We start from the raw sequence: 17570 nt of genomic DNA, 5'->3' as shown, positions 1-17570 counted from the left end.
TCGCTTGCTCACGGAAAAAGCTCCTCGAGAGACCAGGACCCCTGGTGTTCGAGGGGTCCGCGCTTGCCGTAGACCTCGCTGCCTACGGCCTGGTCATCACCCGGGGCACCCCGCCACGGACGGAGGGTTGCCGGACAGCAAGCCGGGGCCAAAACGCTGTCACTCGTGACCTGTAGAGCATCCTGCCACATGATCGCCGAGGCGCAAGACCCCGGTCCGGATGCTGGACCGGGGTCACGCGCGGCATACGCGCCGATCAGGCGTTGGTGGCGGCGATCCAGCCTTCCAGGGAACGGCGGGCCGCGCCGGAGTCGAGGGACTCGGCCGCCCTCGCGATGCCCGCGCTCAGCTGCTCCGCCAGGGTGCCCGTGCCGGGCTCCAGGGCGGTGAGCGCCGCCGCCGCGTTGAGCAGCACCGCGTCCCGTACCGGACCGGTCTCCCCGGCGAGGAGCCGGCGGGCGACGTCGGCGTTGTACGAGGCGTCCGCTCCGCGCAGCGCCTCCAGGGGGACGAGGTCGATGCCGACGTCGCGGGGGTCGAAGCGCTCCTCGGTGACGCCGCCGTCCCTGACCACCCACACCCGGGAGGTGGACGTGGTCGTCAGCTCGTCCAGGCCGTCGTCGCCGCGGAAGACCAGCGCGGAGTTGCCGCGCTCGGCGAGGACTCCGGCGACGATCGGCGCCATCCGCGGGTCGGCCACGCCGACGGCCTGGGCCGTCACCTTGGCCGGGTTGGTCAGCGGACCGAGGACGTTGAAGGTCGTCCGGATGCCGAGCTGGCCGCGGGCGGCGGCGACGTGCCGCAGCGAGGGGTGGAACTTCACCGCGAAGCAGATGGTGATGCCGGCTTCCTCGGCGACCTCGGCGACCCGCCGCGGGGTCAGGTTCAGATTGATGCCGAGCTTCTCCAGGACGTCGGAGGAGCCGGAGGCGGAGGACGCGGCGCGGTTGCCGTGCTTGACGACCTTCGTTCCCGTGCCGGCGACCACGATCGACGCCATCGTGGAGATGTTGACCGTCTTGGCGCCGTCGCCGCCGGTGCCGACGATGTCGACGGCGGGGCCCGGCACCTCGATCACGTTGGCGTGCGCGTACATGGTCCGTACGAGACCGACGATCTCCTGCACGGTCTCGCCCTTGGCCCGCAGCGCCACCATGAACCCGGCGATCTGGGCGTCGGTCGCCTCGCCGCTCATGATCAGGTCCATCGCCCAGGCCGTGTCGTCGGCCGAGAGGTCCCTGCCGTCGAGCAGTCCGTTCAGCAGGACGGGCCAGGAGCGGCCCGCCGACGTAGGTCCTCCAGCGGGGGTCGCAGCGCTCATGGCAGCTCCTGGTGATCGTGACGGGTACGGACCCACCCTATCGACCCGGAGGGACGGCAAAGAGCCCCGTCCATCGAATGGACGGGGCTCTCGCCGTGGCGACCTTCAGGGGGTCAGGAGATCAAGGTGATCAGTGGTGGCCGTGGCCGCTCTGGATCTCCTGGTACTCCTCGGCCGTCGGCTTGGCGATCTGGCTGTCGCCGCCGTAGTAGCCCTTGTTCAGCTTGACCCGGAGCTTCTCCAGGGGGCCGACCTTGCGCTCCACACCGTTCTCGTCGACGGCCGGCGGAAGCTCCGCGGCGTCGTACTGCTCGTGAGCGGTGAGGCGGTGCAGCTCGCCCTGGCTGAGCGGCTGGTGGACCTCGACGAACTCACCGTGCGGCAGGCGCTTGATGATGCCCGACTCGCGGCCGTGCAGCACCTTGTCCTTGTCGCGGCGCTGGAGGCCGAGGCAGATCCGCTTGGTGGCGATGAACGCGAGGACCGGACCGACGAAGAAGAAGATCCGCACGAACCAGGTGATCGAGTTCAGCGACAGGTGGAAGTGGGTCGCCCAGAGGTCGTTTCCACCACCCACGAGCATGATCATGTACGCGGTGATCCAGGCGACGCCGAAGGCGGTGCGCGTCGGAGCGTTGCGCGGGCGCTGCGCGATGTGGTGCTCGCGCTTGTCGCCGGTGATCCAGGACTCGATGAACGGGTAGACCGCGATCGCGGCCAGGACCGCCGGGAAGATCGCCAGCGGGATCATCACGCCCAGGACGAGCGTGTGGCCCCAGAGGTTGATCTCCCAGCCCGGCATGACACGGATCAGACCCTCGGCGAAGCCCATGTACCAGTCGGGCTGGGCGCCGGTGGACACCTGGTCCGGCCGGTACGGGCCGATGGCCCAGATCGGGTTGATCGAGGCGATCGCCGCGATGACCGCGATGACACCGAAGACCAGGAAGAAGAAGCCTCCGGCCTTGGCCATGTAGACCGGCAGCAGCGGCATGCCCACGACGTTCTTGTTCGTACGGCCGGGGCCGGCGAACTGCGTGTGCTTGTGGAAGAACACCAGGATGAGGTGCGCCACCACGAGGCCGAGCATGATGCCGGGCAGCAGGAGCACGTGGGCCGAGTAGAACCGGGCCACGAAGTCGCCGCCGGGGAACTCCCCGCCGAACAGGAACATCGACAGGTACGTGCCGAGGACCGGCACGGACAGGATCGCGCCCTGCATGAAGCGGACACCGGTGCCGGAGAGCAGGTCGTCCGGGAGCGAGTAACCGGTGAAGCCGGTGAACATGCCCAGGAAGAACAGCAGGAAGCCGAACAGCCAGTTGATCTCACGCGGCTTGCGGAACGCGCCCGTGAAGAAGACGCGCATCATGTGCACGAACATGCCGGCGAGGAAGATCAGCGCCGCCCAGTGGTGGATCTGCCGGATGAGCAGACCACCGCGGACCTCGAACGAGATGTGCATCGTCGAGTTGAACGCCTCGGACATCAGCTGTCCCTGGAGCGGGACGTACGGTCCGACGTACTCCACCTCGTTCATCGACGGGTGGAAGAACATCGTCAGATAGACGCCCGTCAGGATGATGATGAGGAAGCTGTAGAGGCAGATCTCGCCCAGCATGAAGGACCAGTGGTCCGGGAAGATCTTCCGCATGTTGGCCTTGGCCAGCGTGTAGATCCCCAGGCGTCCGTCGGCCCAGTCGGCCACCCGCTCACCGGCGGGTGCTTTCTTCGTATCGGTCACGGTGCTCATCCGCGCTCCCAGAAGGCAGGACCGACGGGCTCGTCGAAGTCGCCGAGCGCCTCCAGGAAGCCCTTGTCGTTCACGCCGATCCGCAGCTGCGGGAGGGCGTGACCGGCCGGGCCGAAGATGACGCGGGCGCCGTCGGAGAGGTCGAAGGTGGACTGGTGGCACGGGCAGAGCACGTGGTGCGTCTGCTGCTCGTACAGGGAGATCGGGCAGCCCACGTGGGTGCAGATCTTCGAGAAGGCGACGATGCCCTCGTGCGACCACTCGAGTTCGCGCTTGTCCTTGATGTCCTCCGGCTGGATCCGGACGATCATCAGGGCGGCCTTGGCGATCTCGACCTGGAAGTGGTGGTCGTGCTCCGAGAGGCCCTCGGGCATCGCGAACGTGAGCGAACCGACGGCGACGTCCTCGGGACGCAGCGGCTCGTTCGTGTTCATGTTGATGAGCTGCAGCCCCTTGGCCCACATGGTGGTCCGGAGCTTCTCCTCGGGCAGCGGGCCCATGTCGCGCAGCAGCACGATGCCGGAGAGCGGGACGAGCGACAGCGCGCCGAACATCGTGTTGCGGATGAGCTTGCGGCGGCCCATGCCCGACTCGGCGGCACCGGCCGCGAAGTCCGCCATGACCTTCGCCTTGGTCTCGGCGTCGGCCTGGATCGGGTGCCGCTCGTCCGCGACCTCGACGTCGGACATCAGGGTGCGGGCCCAGTGGACCGCGCCCGCGCCGATGAAGAAGAGCGCCAGACCGAGGGTCCAGCCCAGGGCGAAGTTGAGCGCGGACACCCGGCCGAGCGGCCAGATGTACACGATCTCGTCGACCGGGAAGATCACGTACGACGCGATGAAGCCGACGGTGGCCAGCATCGACAGCGTGAACATGAAGGCGACCGTGCGCTCGGACCGGCGGGCGGCCCGCTCGTCGATGTCCTGGACGCGCGGCTTGTGGGGCGGGAGGCCCGGGTCGGCGAACGGGTCGTCGGCGACCTTCACCGCGCCGTGCGCGGTGTCCTGCCCTGCCGGCAGGTTCTCTTCTGGAATCTCTTGGCTACTCATGACTTCTTGGCCTTAGCGGTGTGGGCCGCGACCCAGATGGCAACTGCGATCAGCGCACCCAGACCGAAGACCCAGGCGAACAGGCCCTCACTGACGGGGCCGAGGCCACCGAGCTTGAGACCGCCCGGGTTGTCGGCCTTGTCACTGTTGACGGCCTGGACGTACGCGATGATGTCCTTCTTCTCCTTCTCCGGCATGGTCGTGTCCGGGAAGGAGGGCATGTTCTGCGGGCCGGTCTGCATGGCCTCGTAGAGGTGCTTCGGGCTCACGCCTTCGAGGCTCGGGGCGTACTTGCCGTAGGTCAGCGCGCCACCCTCGCCGGTGAAGTTGTGGCACTGGGCACAGTTGGTGCGGAACAGCTCGCCACCCTTGGCGATGTCGGCACCGTCAGGGCTGTACTGGCCCTCGGCCGGCGTGATCGGACCGGCACCGAGAGAGGCGACGTACGCCGCGAGCTGATCGATCTCAGCCTGCGAGTAGATGACCTTCTTCTTCGGGACCTGGGCGCCCGGCTGCTGGGCCGGCATGCGACCCGTACCGACCTGGAAGTCGACCGCGGCCGAACCGACGCCGACGAGGGACGGGCCGTCAGAGGTTCCCTGACCGCCGGTTCCGTGGCAGCTGGCGCAGCCGACGGAGTAGAGCTTCTTCCCCTCCTCGATGGCGAGGGACTGGGCGGTTTCATCGGCCTTCGCCGTGCCCGCGGGCGCGAACGCGGCGTACAGCCCCCCAGTGGCCGCCAGCGCGAGAAGTAGGACGACGACCGCCGCCAGCGGATGGCGTCGTCGTGCGGAGAGCTTTTTCACGGATTACCCCGGTGTCAGGATCTTCTGCGTCGATGCTTGCTGGATGTCTCGGTCCGCCGTGACGGCGGCGCCGATTACTTGATCATGTAGATCGTGGCGAAGAGGCCGATCCAGACGACATCGACGAAGTGCCAGTAGTAGGACACGACGATGGCGGCGGTTGCCTGCTCGTGAGTGAACCTCTTGGCGGCGTACGTCCGGCCCAGGACCAGCAGGAAGGCGATGAGACCGCCCGTCACGTGCAGGCCGTGGAAGCCGGTGGTCAGGTAGAACACCGAGCCGTACGGGTCCGACGAGAGCGAGAGGCCCTCGTGCTTCACCAGCTCGGTGTACTCGAAGACCTGGCCGCCGATGAAGATCGAACCCATCACGAACGTGATGATGAACCACGTCCGGAGCTTCTTCACGTCGCCCCGCTCGGCGGCGAAGACGCCGAGCTGACAGGTGAGGGAGGAGAGCACCAGGATCGTGGTGTTGGTCGCCGAGAAGGGGAAGTTCAAGGCCGAAGCCTGTTCCGCCCAGAACTCGGGTCCGGTCACCGATCGCAGGGTGAAGTACATCGCGAAGAGGGCCGCGAAGAACATCAGCTCGGAACTCAACCAGATGATGGTTCCGACGCTGGTGAGGTTCGGTCGATTGACCGACGGGTGCGCGTGCCCTGTTTCTACTGTCGTTACTGTCGCCACGACCGACATTATGTCGGTCGCTTATCCCGCCCTCACTCCGGGGGGTGCCGTTCGGAGTGTCCGAGGGCCGTGTCCAGCCCGAACGGCCCAGCCGAAGGGCCCCCGAGCACCCTTCGAACAGGTGTTGAACGGGTGTTGACGGGGTGTGGACCGGAGTAGCATCCGGCGCATCGATCGACGACCATCCCACGGACTTCCACGCGGAGGAACGATGCAGTCGAGTGCCACGGTCCTGCTCTACAGCGACGACGCGAACACCCGCGAGCAGGTACGCCTCGCGGCCGGGCGCAGGCCGGCGGCCGACGTTCCCCCGGTCGAGTTCGTGGAGTGCGCGACGCTGCCCGCCGTGCTCAAGCGCCTGGAGGAGGGCGGCATCGACGCGTGCGTCCTCGACGGCGAGGCGGTGCCCGCCGGCGGCATGGGCGTCTGCCGCCAGATCAAGGACGAGGTCTTCCGCTGCCCGCCGGTGCTGCTGCTCATCGGGCGCCCGCAGGACGCCTGGCTGGCCACCTGGAGCCGTGCGGACGCCGCGGTCACCCTTCCGGTGGACCCGGTGGAGTTCGCGGCGTCCCTGGCCGCCCTGCTGCGGGCGCGTCTCTCGATCGACGCGTAGCCGCCGCCGGGCGAACCGAGCCCTCAGAGAGGGAGCGGCCTGAGGCGGGCCTTCTCGGTGGAGGCGACCGGAGTTCCGGCGGCCTCCACCAGGGCGCTGCCCTGAAGCCACTTCTCCCACGGCATGTTCCAGTCGCCGAAGCCGTTGCCGAAGGTGTCCATCGTCTCGCCGATGCTGTTGACGACGCGGACGACGTCGCCGGCGCGGACGGTCTCGAAGAACCAGGCCGCGTTCCCGGTCGACATGCCGACACAGCCGTGGCTGACGTTCGCCACGCCCTGTGAGCCGACCGACCAGGGCGCGGCGTGGACGTACTCGCCGCTCCAGGTGACCCGGGTGGCGTAGTAGACGGGCAGGTCGTACGACTCGGAGCTGCCCTCCGCGATGCCGACGCTGGTGCCCCGCATCCGGACGTAGTACTCCTTGCCGAGGATGACTTTGACACCGTTTCGGGTGGAGAAGCCCGGTTTGCCGGTGGTCACCGGAATGGTATTGATCACTTCTCCGTTGCGCTTCACGGTCATGTAGTGCGACTCGGCGTCGGCGACGGCCTCTATCCGGTCGCCGATGGTGAGCTTCAGGGGCTTCGACGCGCCGCCGTAGAGCTTGTCGCCGACCTTGAGGCCGTCCAGGTTGCCGGTGACCGTGACGAGCGCCCCGGCGGGCCAGTACTCCTTCGGCCGGAAGTGCAGCTTCTTGTCGTCCACCCAGTACCAGGTGCCTTCGACGGCGGGCGTGGAGCGGACCTTGAGGGCCCGTTCGACGACCGCGCGGGCCTGTCGGTCCTTGACGGGGAGGCTGAGGTCTGCCGTGATGGGCTGTCCGACGCCGTAGGTGCCCGCCTGCGGCCCGAAGGTCGCGGTGAGGGCCCGTTTGGCCGGTGCCGTCTCGAAAGTGAACTCACGGGCGCCTGGGGCGCCGTCCTCGTCCTCGGTGGCCACCCGGACGGTGTAACGGGCGCCGGCCGCCAGGGCGGCCGTGGAGCGCCAGCGACGGCCGTCCGCGGTGAGTTCACCGGCCAGGTGGTGTCCGGCGGCGTCCGTGGCGGTGACGTCGGTGATCCGTCCGTCGTCGCCCTTGGCCGTGATCTCCAGGGGCTTCTCCGGGTCCGCCCGGCCACCGTCGGCTGGGGTGCTGACCGCGAGCTGGTCCGCCGCGTCGTATGCCTTCGCGGACAGCGGATGGCCGTCGGAGCCCGCACACGCCGTGGCGGCTGCGGAGACGGTGACGGCCAGAAGAGTGCAGCTCAGAACAGTCCGAATGCGCGGCGTGTCGTTCATGACTTCACGCTAAGGACACAACTCGCCACCAGCGCGTCGAGTGCGCCAAAAGAGGGGCCCGGACACTTCGGTGATGAAGTGTCCGGGCCCCTCGGTGTGCTCCGGTGCGGAGCGGGGTACCGCTACTGGTTCTGGTTCTCGCCGCGGTAGAACTCGAAGACCCAGCCGAACAGGCCGACGAGGATCAGCGGGGCGGAGAAGTACAGGATCCACCAGCCCATCGCGATGGCGAGGAAGGCGAGCGCACCGCCGACGGCCAGCGAGAGCGGCTGCCAGCTGTGGGGGGCGAAGAAGCCCACCTCGCCGGCCTCGTCCGCGACGTCGGCCTCCTTGTCGTCCTGCGCCATCGCGTCGACCCGCTTGGCCGTGAAGGCCAGGTAATAGCCGATCATGATGGAGAGGCCGAAGGCCAGGAAGAGCGCCGTCGTACCGACCGGCTCCTTGGACCAGACGCCGTAGAGGATCGCCATGGCAAGGATGAAGACGCTCAGCCAGATGAACATCTTGCCCTGGATCTTCACTTGCCGGCCTCCTTGCCGCCCGTGAGGGCCTCGGCCACGTGGCCCTTGTTCTCGAGCTGGTCGAGAGCGGCGATCTCAGGGTGGTGCAGGTCGAACGCCGGGGATTCGGAACGGATCCGCGGCAGGGTGAGGAAGTTGTGCCGCGGCGGCGGGCAGGACGTCGCCCACTCGAGCGAACGGCCGTAGCCCCACGGGTCGTCGACCTCGATCTTCTTGCCGTACTTGGCGGTCTTCCACACGTTGTAGAGGAACGGCAGGATCGACAGACCGAGCAGGAAGGACGAGATCGTCGAGATCGTGTTCAGCGCGGTGAAGCCGTCGGCGTCGAGGTAGTCCGCGTAACGACGCGGCATGCCCTCGGCACCGAGCCAGTGCTGCACCAGGAAGGTGCCGTGGAAGCCGATGAACAGCGTCCAGAACGTCATCTTGCCGAGCCGCTCGTCCAGCATCTTGCCCGTGAACTTCGGCCACCAGAAGTGGAACCCGGCGAACATCGCGAAGACCACGGTGCCGAAGACGACGTAGTGGAAGTGCGCGACGACGAAGTACGAGTCGGAGACGTGGAAGTCCATCGGCGGCGAGGCCAGGATGACACCGGTCAGACCACCGAAGGTGAAGGTGATCAGGAAGCCGATCGTCCAGAGCATCGGTGTCTCGAAGGACAACGAGCCCTTCCACATCGTTCCGATCCAGTTGAAGAACTTCACGCCGGTCGGTACGGCGATGAGGAACGTCATGAAGGAGAAGAACGGCAGAAGCACGCCGCCTGTGACGTACATGTGGTGCGCCCACACCGTCACGGACAGACCGGCGATCGCGATGGTCGCGGCCACCAGACCGATGTAGCCGAACATCGGCTTGCGGCTGAAGACCGGGATGACCTCGGAGACGATGCCGAAGAACGGCAGGGCGATGATGTACACCTCTGGGTGTCCGAAGAACCAGAAGAGGTGTTGCCACAGCAAGGCGCCGCCGTTGGCGGCGTCGAAGACATGGGCACCGAACTTGCGGTCCGCCTCCAGGGCGAACAGCGCGGCCGCCAGGACCGGGAAGGCGAGCAGGACCAGGACACCGGTCAGCAGCACGTTCCAGGTGAAGATCGGCATACGGAACATCGTCATGCCCGGAGCGCGCATGCAGATGATCGTGGTGATGAAGTTGACCGAACCGAGGATCGTGCCGAAGCCGGAGAAGGCCAGACCCATGATCCACATGTCGGCGCCGACACCCGGCGAGCGGACGGCGTCCGACAGCGGGGAGTAGGCGAACCAGCCGAAGTCGGCCGCACCCTGCGGGGTGAGGAAGCCGGCCACCGCGATGATCGAGCCGAACAGGTACAGCCAGTAGGCGAACATGTTCAGCCGCGGGAACGCCACGTCGGGCGCACCGATCTGCAGCGGCATGATCCAGTTCGCGAAACCGGCGAACAGCGGCGTCGCGAACATCAGCAGCATGATCGTGCCGTGCATCGTGAACGCCTGGTTGAACTGCTCGTTCGACATGATCTGCGTACCCGGACGGGCCAGCTCGGCGCGCATGAAGAGCGCCATGAGTCCGCCGATGCAGAAGAAGACGAACGACGTGACCAGGTACATCGTCCCGATCGTCTTGTGGTCCGTGGTGGTCAGCCACTTGATCACGACGTTACCGGGCTGCTTGCGCCGTACGGGCAGCTCGTTCTCGTACGAGTCCTCAGCTGCGGCGGCACCCTGGGTTTCGTTGGGGATGCTCACAGTTGGTTCTTCTCCGCATTCCTGGCCGGGTCCGTCTGCTCGATGCCAGACGGGATGTAGCCGGTCTGCCCCTTCTCGGCCAGCTCCTTCAGGTGCTGCTGGTAGCGCTCCGGGGAGACCACCTTGACGTTGAAGAGCATCCGGGAGTGGTCGACACCGCACAGCTCGGCGCACTTGCCGAGGAAGGTGCCTTCCTGCGTCGGGATCACCTCGAAGGAGTTGGTGTGACCCGGGATGACGTCCTGCTTCATGAGGAAGGGGACCACCCAGAAGGAGTGGATGACGTCACGGGAGGTCAGGACGAACCGGACCTTCTCACCCTTCGGCAGCCACAGGGTCGGACCCGGGTTGCCGGTCTGCGGGTTACGGTCGCCGGGGATGCCGGCGTCGTAGACGCCACCCGCGTTCTCCGGGAAGTCCGCGAGGAACTTGTCCGGAATCGACGCGAGGTTCTTGTCCGTCTTGGCGTCACCCGTCACACCAGGCACGTTCTCGACGTAGTTGAAGCCCCAGCTCCACTGGTAGCCGACCACGTTGACCGTGTGAGCCGGCTTCGGGGTGAGCTCGAGGAGCTTCGACTCGTCGCGTGCGGTGAAGTAGAAGAGCACCGAGACGATGATGAGCGGGGTGACCGTGTACAGCGCCTCGATGGGCATGTTGTAACGGGTCTGCGGAGGTACCTCGACCTTGGTCCGGCTGCGCCGGTGGAAGATGACGGCCCAGAGGATCAGGCCCCACACCAGGATTCCGGTGATGAGCGCGGCGGCCCAGGAGCCCTGCCACAGGGAGAGGATCGTGGGAGCCTCTTCCGTGACGGGGGTGGGCATGCCAAGGCGAGGGAAGTCTTCCCAGTTGTACGAGCAGCCCGTGGCTGTCGCCAGGATCAGGCCCGCAGTCAGCACCTGCGGCAGCTTCCGCCGCATCGGGCGCCGCGACGAGCGGTCGGAGCCGTTGGGACTCACGTAGCGCCTTCCCGAGAGTCTCGGCCCGCGTTGGTCGGCCACGGCCGTCCGTCTCGCTGGTCGGTCGCCGCCCCGTGCCGCGGGCAGGGGTTTGGATGTTTATGCGGACCAAACCCTACTGGACGCTATTTGGGGTCGCGCGGGGAGGGTGCCCAACGCGCCGTCCGAGTCCCCGAAGGGGTGGACTCCGGCGTTCCGGAGGGGGGTCCCACACGCCCGTTCGGCGGCCTGCCACTGCGCCGCACCCCCCTCCTGACGAACCCTCACCCCAAGCGGCCACCCGGCGGCGGGGGCTCGGCCTGGGGGCCGCGGAGGGGAGCTGGAGGGGGAGACGGAGGGGGAGCTGGAGGGGCCCGCTTGGGCGGGGGCAGGGGCGGGATGAGGGGGGCCGGGACGGGACGGGCGGGGGCTGGGGCCGGGAGGGGGGGGCGGTGTGCGGGTGGTGGGCAGGGACGGACCGGGCGGTGCCGGGAGCCGGACCCGGGTGGGGGGCGAGGGGCTGGACCTGGTGGGGGTCAGGAGCAGGGCTGGGTGTGGGGCGAGGAGCTGGATCTGGTGGGGGTCAGGAGCTGGATCCGGGCGGGGGCGGGGAGCTGGACCTGGTGGGGGCCAGGAGCAGGACCCGGGCGGGGGCGGGGAACTGGACCCCGGGGGGGCTAGGAACTGGACCCGGCCGTGGTCAGGGGCCGGAACCGGTGGCCGTACGGGGGTCGGGCCGGTGGCTGTATGAGGGGTCGGACCTGGAGGCCGTACGGGGCCGGACCGGTGGCCGTACAGGGGCGGGCCCGGTGGCCGTACGGGGGCGGGCCCGGTGGCCGTACGGGGCAGGAGGGGTGGCCGTACGGGGACAGGAGGGGTGGCCGTACGGGGACAGGAGGGGTGGTCGTACGTGGTCGGGCCCGGTGACCGTCAGGGATCGGGGCGGGTGATGGGCGGGGGTCGGGTCCGGTGGTGGGCGGGGCTCGTCGTGGGTGGGCGGAATCCGGGCGGGGCCAGGACCTACCGTGGACGGATGCCGTACTTCGACGCCGCGTCCGCCGCCCCGCTGCACCCCGTCGCCCGCCAGGCGCTGCTCGCCTCCCTCGACGAGGGCTGGGCCGACCCGGCCCGGCTCTACCGGGAGGGGCGTCGGGCCCGGCTGCTGCTCGACGCGGCGCGGGAGGCCGCGGCGGAGGCCGTGGGCTGCCGCCCGGACGAACTCGTTTTCACTCCTTCGGGGACGCGCGCGGTTCACGCGGGAATCTCCGGCGCGCTCGCCGGCCGTCGGCGTGTCGGCGACCGGCTCGTGGTGTCGGCCGTCGAACACTCCTCCGTACTGCACGCGGGCGAGACCCACGCGGCCGCCGGCGGCACGGTCACCGAGGTCCCCGTGGGCCGGTCCGGCGCGGTGGACCCGGCCGTCTTCGCCGCCGCCCTCGACCCCGCCACCGCCCTGGCGTGCCTCCAGTCCGCCAACCACGAGGTCGGCACCGAACAGCCGGTGGCCGAGGTGGCGGAGGCATGCCGGGCCGCGGGCGTCCCCCTGCTCGTGGACGCGGCCCAGTCCCTCGGCTGGGGACCCGTCGACGGCGACTGGTCGCTGCTCACGGCAAGCGCGCACAAGTGGGGCGGCCCCGCGGGCGTCGGACTGCTCGCCGTACGCAAGGGAGTCCGGTTCGCCCCTCAAGGGCCTTCGGACGAAAGGGAGTCGGGACGGGCGCCCGGCTTCGAGAACCTCCCCGCCATCGTCGCGGCCGCGGCCTCCCTGCGGGCCGTCCGGGCCGAAGCCGCGGCCGAGAGCGCCCGCCTCCGCGACCTCGTGGACCGCATCCGCGCACGGGTGCCCCAGCTGGTCCCGGACGTCGAAGTCGTGGGCGACCCGGTGCGACGGCTCCCCCACCTCGTCACCTTCTCCTGTCTCTATGTCGACGGAGAGACCCTGCTGCACGAACTCGACCGGGAGGGTTTCTCCGTTTCATCCGGTTCGTCCTGCACGAGCTCCACCCTGACGCCCAGCCATGTACTGCGCGCCATGGGCGTCCTGAGCGAAGGCAACGTCCGCGTCTCCCTCCCCGCCGGCACCCCCGCCGACGACGTCGACCGCTTCCTCGACGTCCTGCCCCGCGTCGTCACCGCCGTCCGCGAACACCTCGGCGCCCCCGCCTCACCCACCCCCGCCCCCACCCCCTCCCCCGGCCCCCTCGTCGTCGACGCCCTCGGCCGCCGCTGCCCCATCCCCGTCATCGAACTCGCCAAGATCTTCCCCACCGTCCCCCTCGGCGCCACCATCACCGTCCTCTCCGACGACGAGGCCGCACGCCTCGACATCCCCGCGTGGTGCGAGATGCGCGGCCAGGAATACGTCGGCGAACACCCGTCCCCCCACGGAGGCACCGCCTACGTCGTCCGCCGCCTCTCCTGAACCGCGCCGACCCCGTCCGCGCCCCCGCCCGGACGGGCCGCCCGCGCACGTTCGATGACCCGCGGTCGCGTCGGGCCCGCGGGCGGACGTGACCGGGCTTGGGCGAGCCCGTGCGCTAGACCGGGCCTGTGAGCCCGCGCTCGTATGGGACCTGGGGTGGGTTTGGGCCTGCGGCCCGGAGGATCCGAGTGCGGACCTCGCACTTGCCCGTGCGGGCTGATCCGCTGGGGCGCGGCTCCGTCTGCTCGGCCGGCGCTCGGGGAGGCTCGCTCGCCCGGCGGCGTTACCGCCGTGTGGGGAGACGGGGTGGCGCCCGCGCCCCGTACCACTTCCGTGTGGACACGGGGCTGCGCACCGCCTTGCCCCGTCGCCGTGTGAGCCCGCGTGTCGGCCGCGCCCTCGTGCGGGCACGGGACGGCGCCCGTGCCACCTCCGCAGGTGCCCGCGTGCCGGCTGGCCGGCCCCCGCCGTGTGGGCACGGGACGGCTTGTCCCACCGCTCCGCCGCGGGCGCTCGCGCGCCGGCCGGCCACCCTCCGCGTGGGCCCGGGACGGCGCCCCGCGCCACGACCGGGGCTCGCGCCTACTGACCGGGCCCCCGCCCCGTGTGGGCAATCGTCCCGCTGGGCGGGACGGGTGGGCACACGGGACGGCGCCCTCAGCGGCGCCTCCGCCCCCTGCGCCCGGACCCGCACCAAGTCGTGCGCCGAGCTGTCGGCGCGGGTTCGGGCGCGAAAGCCTAGGCCCGGCAACGGGCACCGTTCCGTTGTGCCCACCCGTTCCGCCCCAGCGGAACAGTTGCCCACAACGAGGGGGAGCGGCCCGCGCCGACCCAGCGGGGACCACAACGAGGGCGGCCCCGGCACGGCCCGGCGCCGCCGCCCCGGGGCGGCCGGCGAGGGGTGGGCCCGGCCCGCCCGACACCGGCGGAGCCCGGTCCACGAGGGGCGGCTGGCAGCCGCTATGCCCGGCCGACCCGGCCCGGGGCCCCCAGCCATACGGCGGGAGTCGGCGGGGGCGCAGCCCCTGGCGGGAGCCGGCGGGGGCGTAACCCCGGCAGGAGCCAGCGGGACGGAGACCCTGGCGGGTACCTGGGGGCGGAGGCCACTGGGGGGCCGCCGGAGGCCCCGGCAGAGTCGGCGGAGTCGCCGGGGCGGAGGTCCCTCGGCGGGTGCCCGGGGTCCGAGGCCGCTGAGGGTCGTCGGGGGTCCAGGTGGGCGGCGGGAGCCGGTGAGGACGGAGGCCCGGCCCCTGCGAAGCCGGCGGGGCGGAGGCCGCTGGGGCCGTCAGAGGGCCCGGTGGGTGGCAGGCGCCGGTGAGGGCGGAGGCCCGTGCCCCTGCGGAGCCGACTGGCCGGAGGCCGCTCGGGGCTGTCGGGGGCCCGGTGGGAGCCGGTGGGAGCCGGTGCGAGCCGGTGGGACGGAGGGTGCCCACCGGCCCGGGGGGTGCCCACCGGGCGGGGGCTCGCCGGGTGGAAGGGGCTCGCCGGCCGGAGGGGAGGTCCTCCGGCGGGCGGCGGGGGGGTTAGCGGAGGTGGGACTGGACTTCGGTGGCGGCGGGGTGGCCGTATGCCTTGGTGAAGCGGTCCATGAAGTTGGCTCGGGCGAGGGTGTATTCCTGGGTGCCGAGCGTCTCGATGACGAGGGTGGCGAGCATGCAGCCGACCTGCGCGGCACGTTCGAGGTCGACGCCCCAGGAGAGCCCGGTGAGGAAGCCGGCGCGGAACGCGTCGCCGACGCCGGTGGGGTCGACCTTGGCGTTCTCCTCGGGGCAGCCGACCTCGATGGGGGTGTCGCCGACGCGCTCGATGCGGACGCCGCGCGAGCCGAGGGTGGTGATCCGGTGGCCGACGCGGGAGAGGATCTCGGCGTCGGTCCAGCCGGTCTTGGACTCGATGAGGCCCTTCTCGTACTCGTTGGAGAAGAGGTAGGTGGCGCCGTCGAGGAGGGTGCGGATCTCCTCGCCGTCCATGCGCGCGATCTGCTGCGAGAAGTCGGCGGCGAACGGGATGGACCGGCTGCGGCACTCCTCGGTGTGGCGGAGCATCGCCTCGGGGTCGTCGGCGCCGATGAGGACCAGGTCGAGGCCGCCGACACGGTCGGCGACGGCCTTGAGCTCGATCAGCCGGGCCTCGCTCATCGCGCCCGTGTAGAAGGAGCCGATCTGGTTGTGGTCCTTGTCGGTGGTGCAGACGAAGCGCGCGGTGTGCAGGACCTCGGAGATGCGGACGGAGCCGGTGTCGACGCCGTGCCGGTCGAGCCAGGCGCGGTACTCGTCGAAGTCGAAGCCGGCGGCGCCCACGAGGAAGGGGCGGCTGCCGAGCTGGCCCATGCCGAAGCAGATGTTGGCGGCGACGCCTCCCCGGCGCACGTCCAGGTTGTCCACGAGGAAGGAGAGGGACACCGTGTGGAGCTGGTCGGCCACGAGCTGGTCGGCGAACCGGCCGGGGAAGGTCATGAGGTGGTCGGTGGCGATGGAGCCGGTGACTGCGATACGCACGGCGGGGTGCTCCTGCGGAAATCGATAGGGGCGGGCGACAGTTCACGCTACCCGCTGGGGCGGCGGCTGCCGAACAGTGGAAACTACCTCAGAGTAGGGCTTTTCTCCGGAGTGGTGAGGTGCATACGGTGCGCCCATGACCACGTACCCCGCTCCTCGCGAGCGACACGAGTCCGAGCTGAGCCTCGCGCAGCTGTGCGGCGACAGCGCTCGGATGGCCCCGCACTGGGTCACCCCGGTCTCTCCCGCACCCGCGCCGGTGTCCCCCGCGCTGATCCACGGGGTGGTCGTGCCGCCCGCTTCGGCGCGGCTGATCGCCGCCACCGCCGAGTACGGCGGCTGACGGACGGAACCGTCCGCGCTCCCGCTCCGTCCCACCCCTGTCCGATCGAGACGAGGGAGCGTTGCGGTGAGCGGTACGGAGAGCGTACGGAGGCGACGGAACGTCATCGCCGCCTCGGTGGCGGCGGGAGTGCTGGTCGCCGGCGGCGGTGGGGTCTACCTCGCGGTGGCCGCGACGGGGTCCGGCGGTTCCGCGTCGGACGGCGCGGGCAGCCGGTCCGCCGAAGCGGGCGCGCCGCCGCCGCTGCGGCTGGAGGGCGGGAGCGGCGGTACCGGTGGCGCGACCGGTGGCGGTCCGGGGATCGCGCCCGGTGAGCCCGACCCGAGCGGCGGCCCGAACGGGACCGTCTACACAGCCAAGGGCCCACTCCCCCATGGGCCCTCCTCGGCCGCGGTCCACCGGCCCGAGGGCCTGGTCACCTCGGCGGAGGTGACCAGGCTGGCCGAAGCGCTGGGCGTCTCCGGCCGTCCCGCCCTGGAGGGCCAGGTGTGGACGATCCGGCCGGAGAAGGACGCTTCGGGGCCGCGTCTCGACGTGGCGCGGAAGGCGCCGGGGAACTGGACGTACTCCTGGTACGACGGCGGTCCGGTCGGTGACACCTGCCTGAAGGGCAGGGCGTGCCCGCCGCCGGGTGAGGCGAAGCCGTCGCGCGGTGGTACGCCGCTGAGCGAGGCGGCGGCGAAGGCCGCGGCCGCGCCGGTCCTGAAGGCGCTCGGCCAGGACGACGCGAAGCTGACGGCGACGCAGGTCATGGACGGTTCGGTGCGGGTGGTCAACGCCGACCCGGTGATCGGCGGGCTGCCGACCTACGGCTGGTCGACGGGGCTGCACATCGGGCCGGACGGGGTGACGGTCGCCGGGAGCGGGATGCTCAAGGAGCCCGCCGAAGGTGCCACGTACCCGGTGGTGGGGGCGCAGAAGGCGCTCACCCGATTGAACGAGGAGTCGAAGGGCACCGGTCCGACCGGCATCGGCGGCTGCGCGACGGACCCGCCGGCCGGGGTCGACGGGAACGGGAAGGACGAACCGGCGGCGGACGGCGGCGGGAAGCCTGCCCCGGCCGTGCCCTGTCAGGTGATCGTGGACAGGGTGGCGCCGACGGAGGTGCCGGTGACGGGGGCGGTGTTCGGTCTGGCCGCCCGGGACGTGGCGGGCGAGCGGGAGCTCGTACCGGCGTGGCTGTTCACCGCGGACCCGGTGGACGGGGCGCCGTACACGGTGGCGGAGACGGCGGTGAGCCCGGAGTACCTGGCGCCGCCGGTCAAGCCGTCGCCGCCGGAGGAGGGCACGGCGCCGGCCCGGCAGGTGGAGTCGTACCGGACCGAGGACGGCGGCCGGAAGCTGTCGGTCACCTTCTGGGGCGGGGTGTGCAGCACGTACACGGTGACGGCGAAGGAGACCCCGGAGCGGGTCGTGGTCAGGATCACGGAGGCGCCGGCCGATCCGGACAGGGTGTGCGTCGCGATGGCGGTGGAGGTCACGAAGACGGTGGCCCTGGACAGTCCGCTCGGCGAGCGGGCGGTGGTCGACGCGGCGAGCGGGGAGCCGGTGCCGCGGCGCTGACGTCGCCCGTGCATGCGTGAGGGCGGCGGCCCGGGATTCCT

The 17570-nt window shown here is 70.5% G+C and carries 14 protein-coding genes and 1 riboswitch; of the genes, 4 read left to right on the top strand and 10 right to left on the bottom strand.

The genetic code is table 11. The features are described 5' to 3' along the window. Positions 1-54 precede the first annotated feature (54 nt). A riboswitch (SAM riboswitch) is annotated at positions 55-171 on the bottom strand. 85 nt (positions 172-256) lie between these two features. From trpD to ACFVZH_RS03565, 5 genes are all read right to left on the bottom strand, one after another. Further along, positions 257-1321, bottom strand: coding sequence for an anthranilate phosphoribosyltransferase (gene trpD / locus ACFVZH_RS03585; RefSeq protein WP_384892536.1), 1065 nt, complete (start codon positions 1319-1321; stop codon positions 257-259). Between the two features lie 130 nt (positions 1322-1451). Then, positions 1452-3074, bottom strand: coding sequence for a cytochrome bc complex cytochrome b subunit (locus ACFVZH_RS03580; RefSeq protein ID WP_384892533.1), 1623 nt, complete (start codon positions 3072-3074; stop codon positions 1452-1454). After that, positions 3071-4123, bottom strand: coding sequence for a Rieske 2Fe-2S domain-containing protein (locus ACFVZH_RS03575; RefSeq protein ID WP_384892530.1), 1053 nt, complete (start codon positions 4121-4123; stop codon positions 3071-3073). The genes ACFVZH_RS03580 and ACFVZH_RS03575 overlap by 4 nt, the downstream gene beginning before the upstream one ends. Further along, positions 4120-4929: a c-type cytochrome gene (locus ACFVZH_RS03570; protein WP_384892527.1), complete on the bottom strand. Its 810-nt coding sequence runs from the start codon at positions 4927-4929 to the stop codon at positions 4120-4122. The genes ACFVZH_RS03575 and ACFVZH_RS03570 overlap by 4 nt, the downstream gene beginning before the upstream one ends. Before the next feature lie 74 nt (positions 4930-5003). Next, on the bottom strand, positions 5004-5624 hold the full coding sequence (locus tag ACFVZH_RS03565; protein WP_189802205.1) for a heme-copper oxidase subunit III: 621 nt from the start codon (positions 5622-5624) through the stop codon (positions 5004-5006). Positions 5625-5826: 202 nt separating this feature from the next. On the opposite strand from ACFVZH_RS03565, the gene ACFVZH_RS03560 reads away from it, so the two are divergent. Beyond that, positions 5827-6228, top strand: a complete 402-nt coding sequence (locus tag ACFVZH_RS03560; RefSeq protein WP_384892525.1) for a hypothetical protein — start codon at positions 5827-5829, stop codon at positions 6226-6228. A 23-nt stretch (positions 6229-6251) separates the two neighbouring features. Here ACFVZH_RS03560 and ACFVZH_RS03555 read toward each other — a convergent pair whose 3' ends face one another. From ACFVZH_RS03555 to coxB, 4 genes are all read right to left on the bottom strand, one after another. Beyond that, positions 6252-7508 carry an Ig-like domain-containing protein gene (locus ACFVZH_RS03555; protein WP_384892522.1) on the bottom strand — a complete coding sequence of 419 codons (1257 nt, stop codon included), beginning with the start codon at positions 7506-7508 and terminating at the stop codon, positions 6252-6254. A 122-nt stretch (positions 7509-7630) separates the two neighbouring features. Continuing rightward, positions 7631-8029 carry a cytochrome c oxidase subunit 4 gene (locus ACFVZH_RS03550; protein ID WP_266890999.1) on the bottom strand — a complete coding sequence of 133 codons (399 nt, stop codon included), beginning with the start codon at positions 8027-8029 and terminating at the stop codon, positions 7631-7633. After that, positions 8026-9762 (bottom strand): cytochrome c oxidase subunit I, encoded by a 1737-nt coding sequence (gene ctaD / locus ACFVZH_RS03545; protein ID WP_384892519.1) that lies wholly within the window; start codon positions 9760-9762, stop codon positions 8026-8028. Before ctaD ends, ACFVZH_RS03550 begins: the two co-directional genes overlap by 4 nt. After that, on the bottom strand, positions 9759-10724 hold the full coding sequence (gene coxB, locus ACFVZH_RS03540; protein ID WP_384892516.1) for a cytochrome c oxidase subunit II: 966 nt from the start codon (positions 10722-10724) through the stop codon (positions 9759-9761). Before coxB ends, ctaD begins: the two co-directional genes overlap by 4 nt. A gap of 1012 nt (positions 10725-11736) precedes the next feature. Here coxB and ACFVZH_RS03535 point away from each other — a divergent pair. Continuing rightward, on the top strand, positions 11737-13125 hold the full coding sequence (locus ACFVZH_RS03535) for a cysteine desulfurase/sulfurtransferase TusA family protein (RefSeq protein WP_384892513.1): 1389 nt from the start codon (positions 11737-11739) through the stop codon (positions 13123-13125). A gap of 1523 nt (positions 13126-14648) precedes the next feature. Here ACFVZH_RS03535 and ACFVZH_RS03530 read toward each other — a convergent pair. After that, a complete protein-coding gene (locus ACFVZH_RS03530) occupies positions 14649-15623 on the bottom strand; it encodes a carbohydrate kinase family protein (RefSeq protein ID WP_384892510.1) in 975 nt (324 codons plus the stop codon). Between the two features lie 136 nt (positions 15624-15759). Between ACFVZH_RS03530 and ACFVZH_RS03525 the strand changes: the two genes are divergently transcribed. After that, positions 15760-15966 (top strand): hypothetical protein, encoded by a 207-nt coding sequence (locus ACFVZH_RS03525; protein ID WP_384892507.1) that lies wholly within the window; start codon positions 15760-15762, stop codon positions 15964-15966. 66 nt (positions 15967-16032) lie between these two features. Then, positions 16033-17529 carry a hypothetical protein gene (locus ACFVZH_RS03520; protein WP_384892504.1) on the top strand — a complete coding sequence of 499 codons (1497 nt, stop codon included), beginning with the start codon at positions 16033-16035 and terminating at the stop codon, positions 17527-17529. The last annotated feature ends 41 nt before the right edge of the window (positions 17530-17570 follow it).

It is taken from the genome of Streptomyces sp. NPDC059534, assembly GCF_042743475.1.
Lineage (GTDB): Bacteria > Actinomycetota > Actinomycetes > Streptomycetales > Streptomycetaceae > Streptomyces.
The sequence above is the reverse complement of the archived record's forward strand: the minus strand, read 5'-3'. Positions and strand labels throughout refer to the sequence as shown.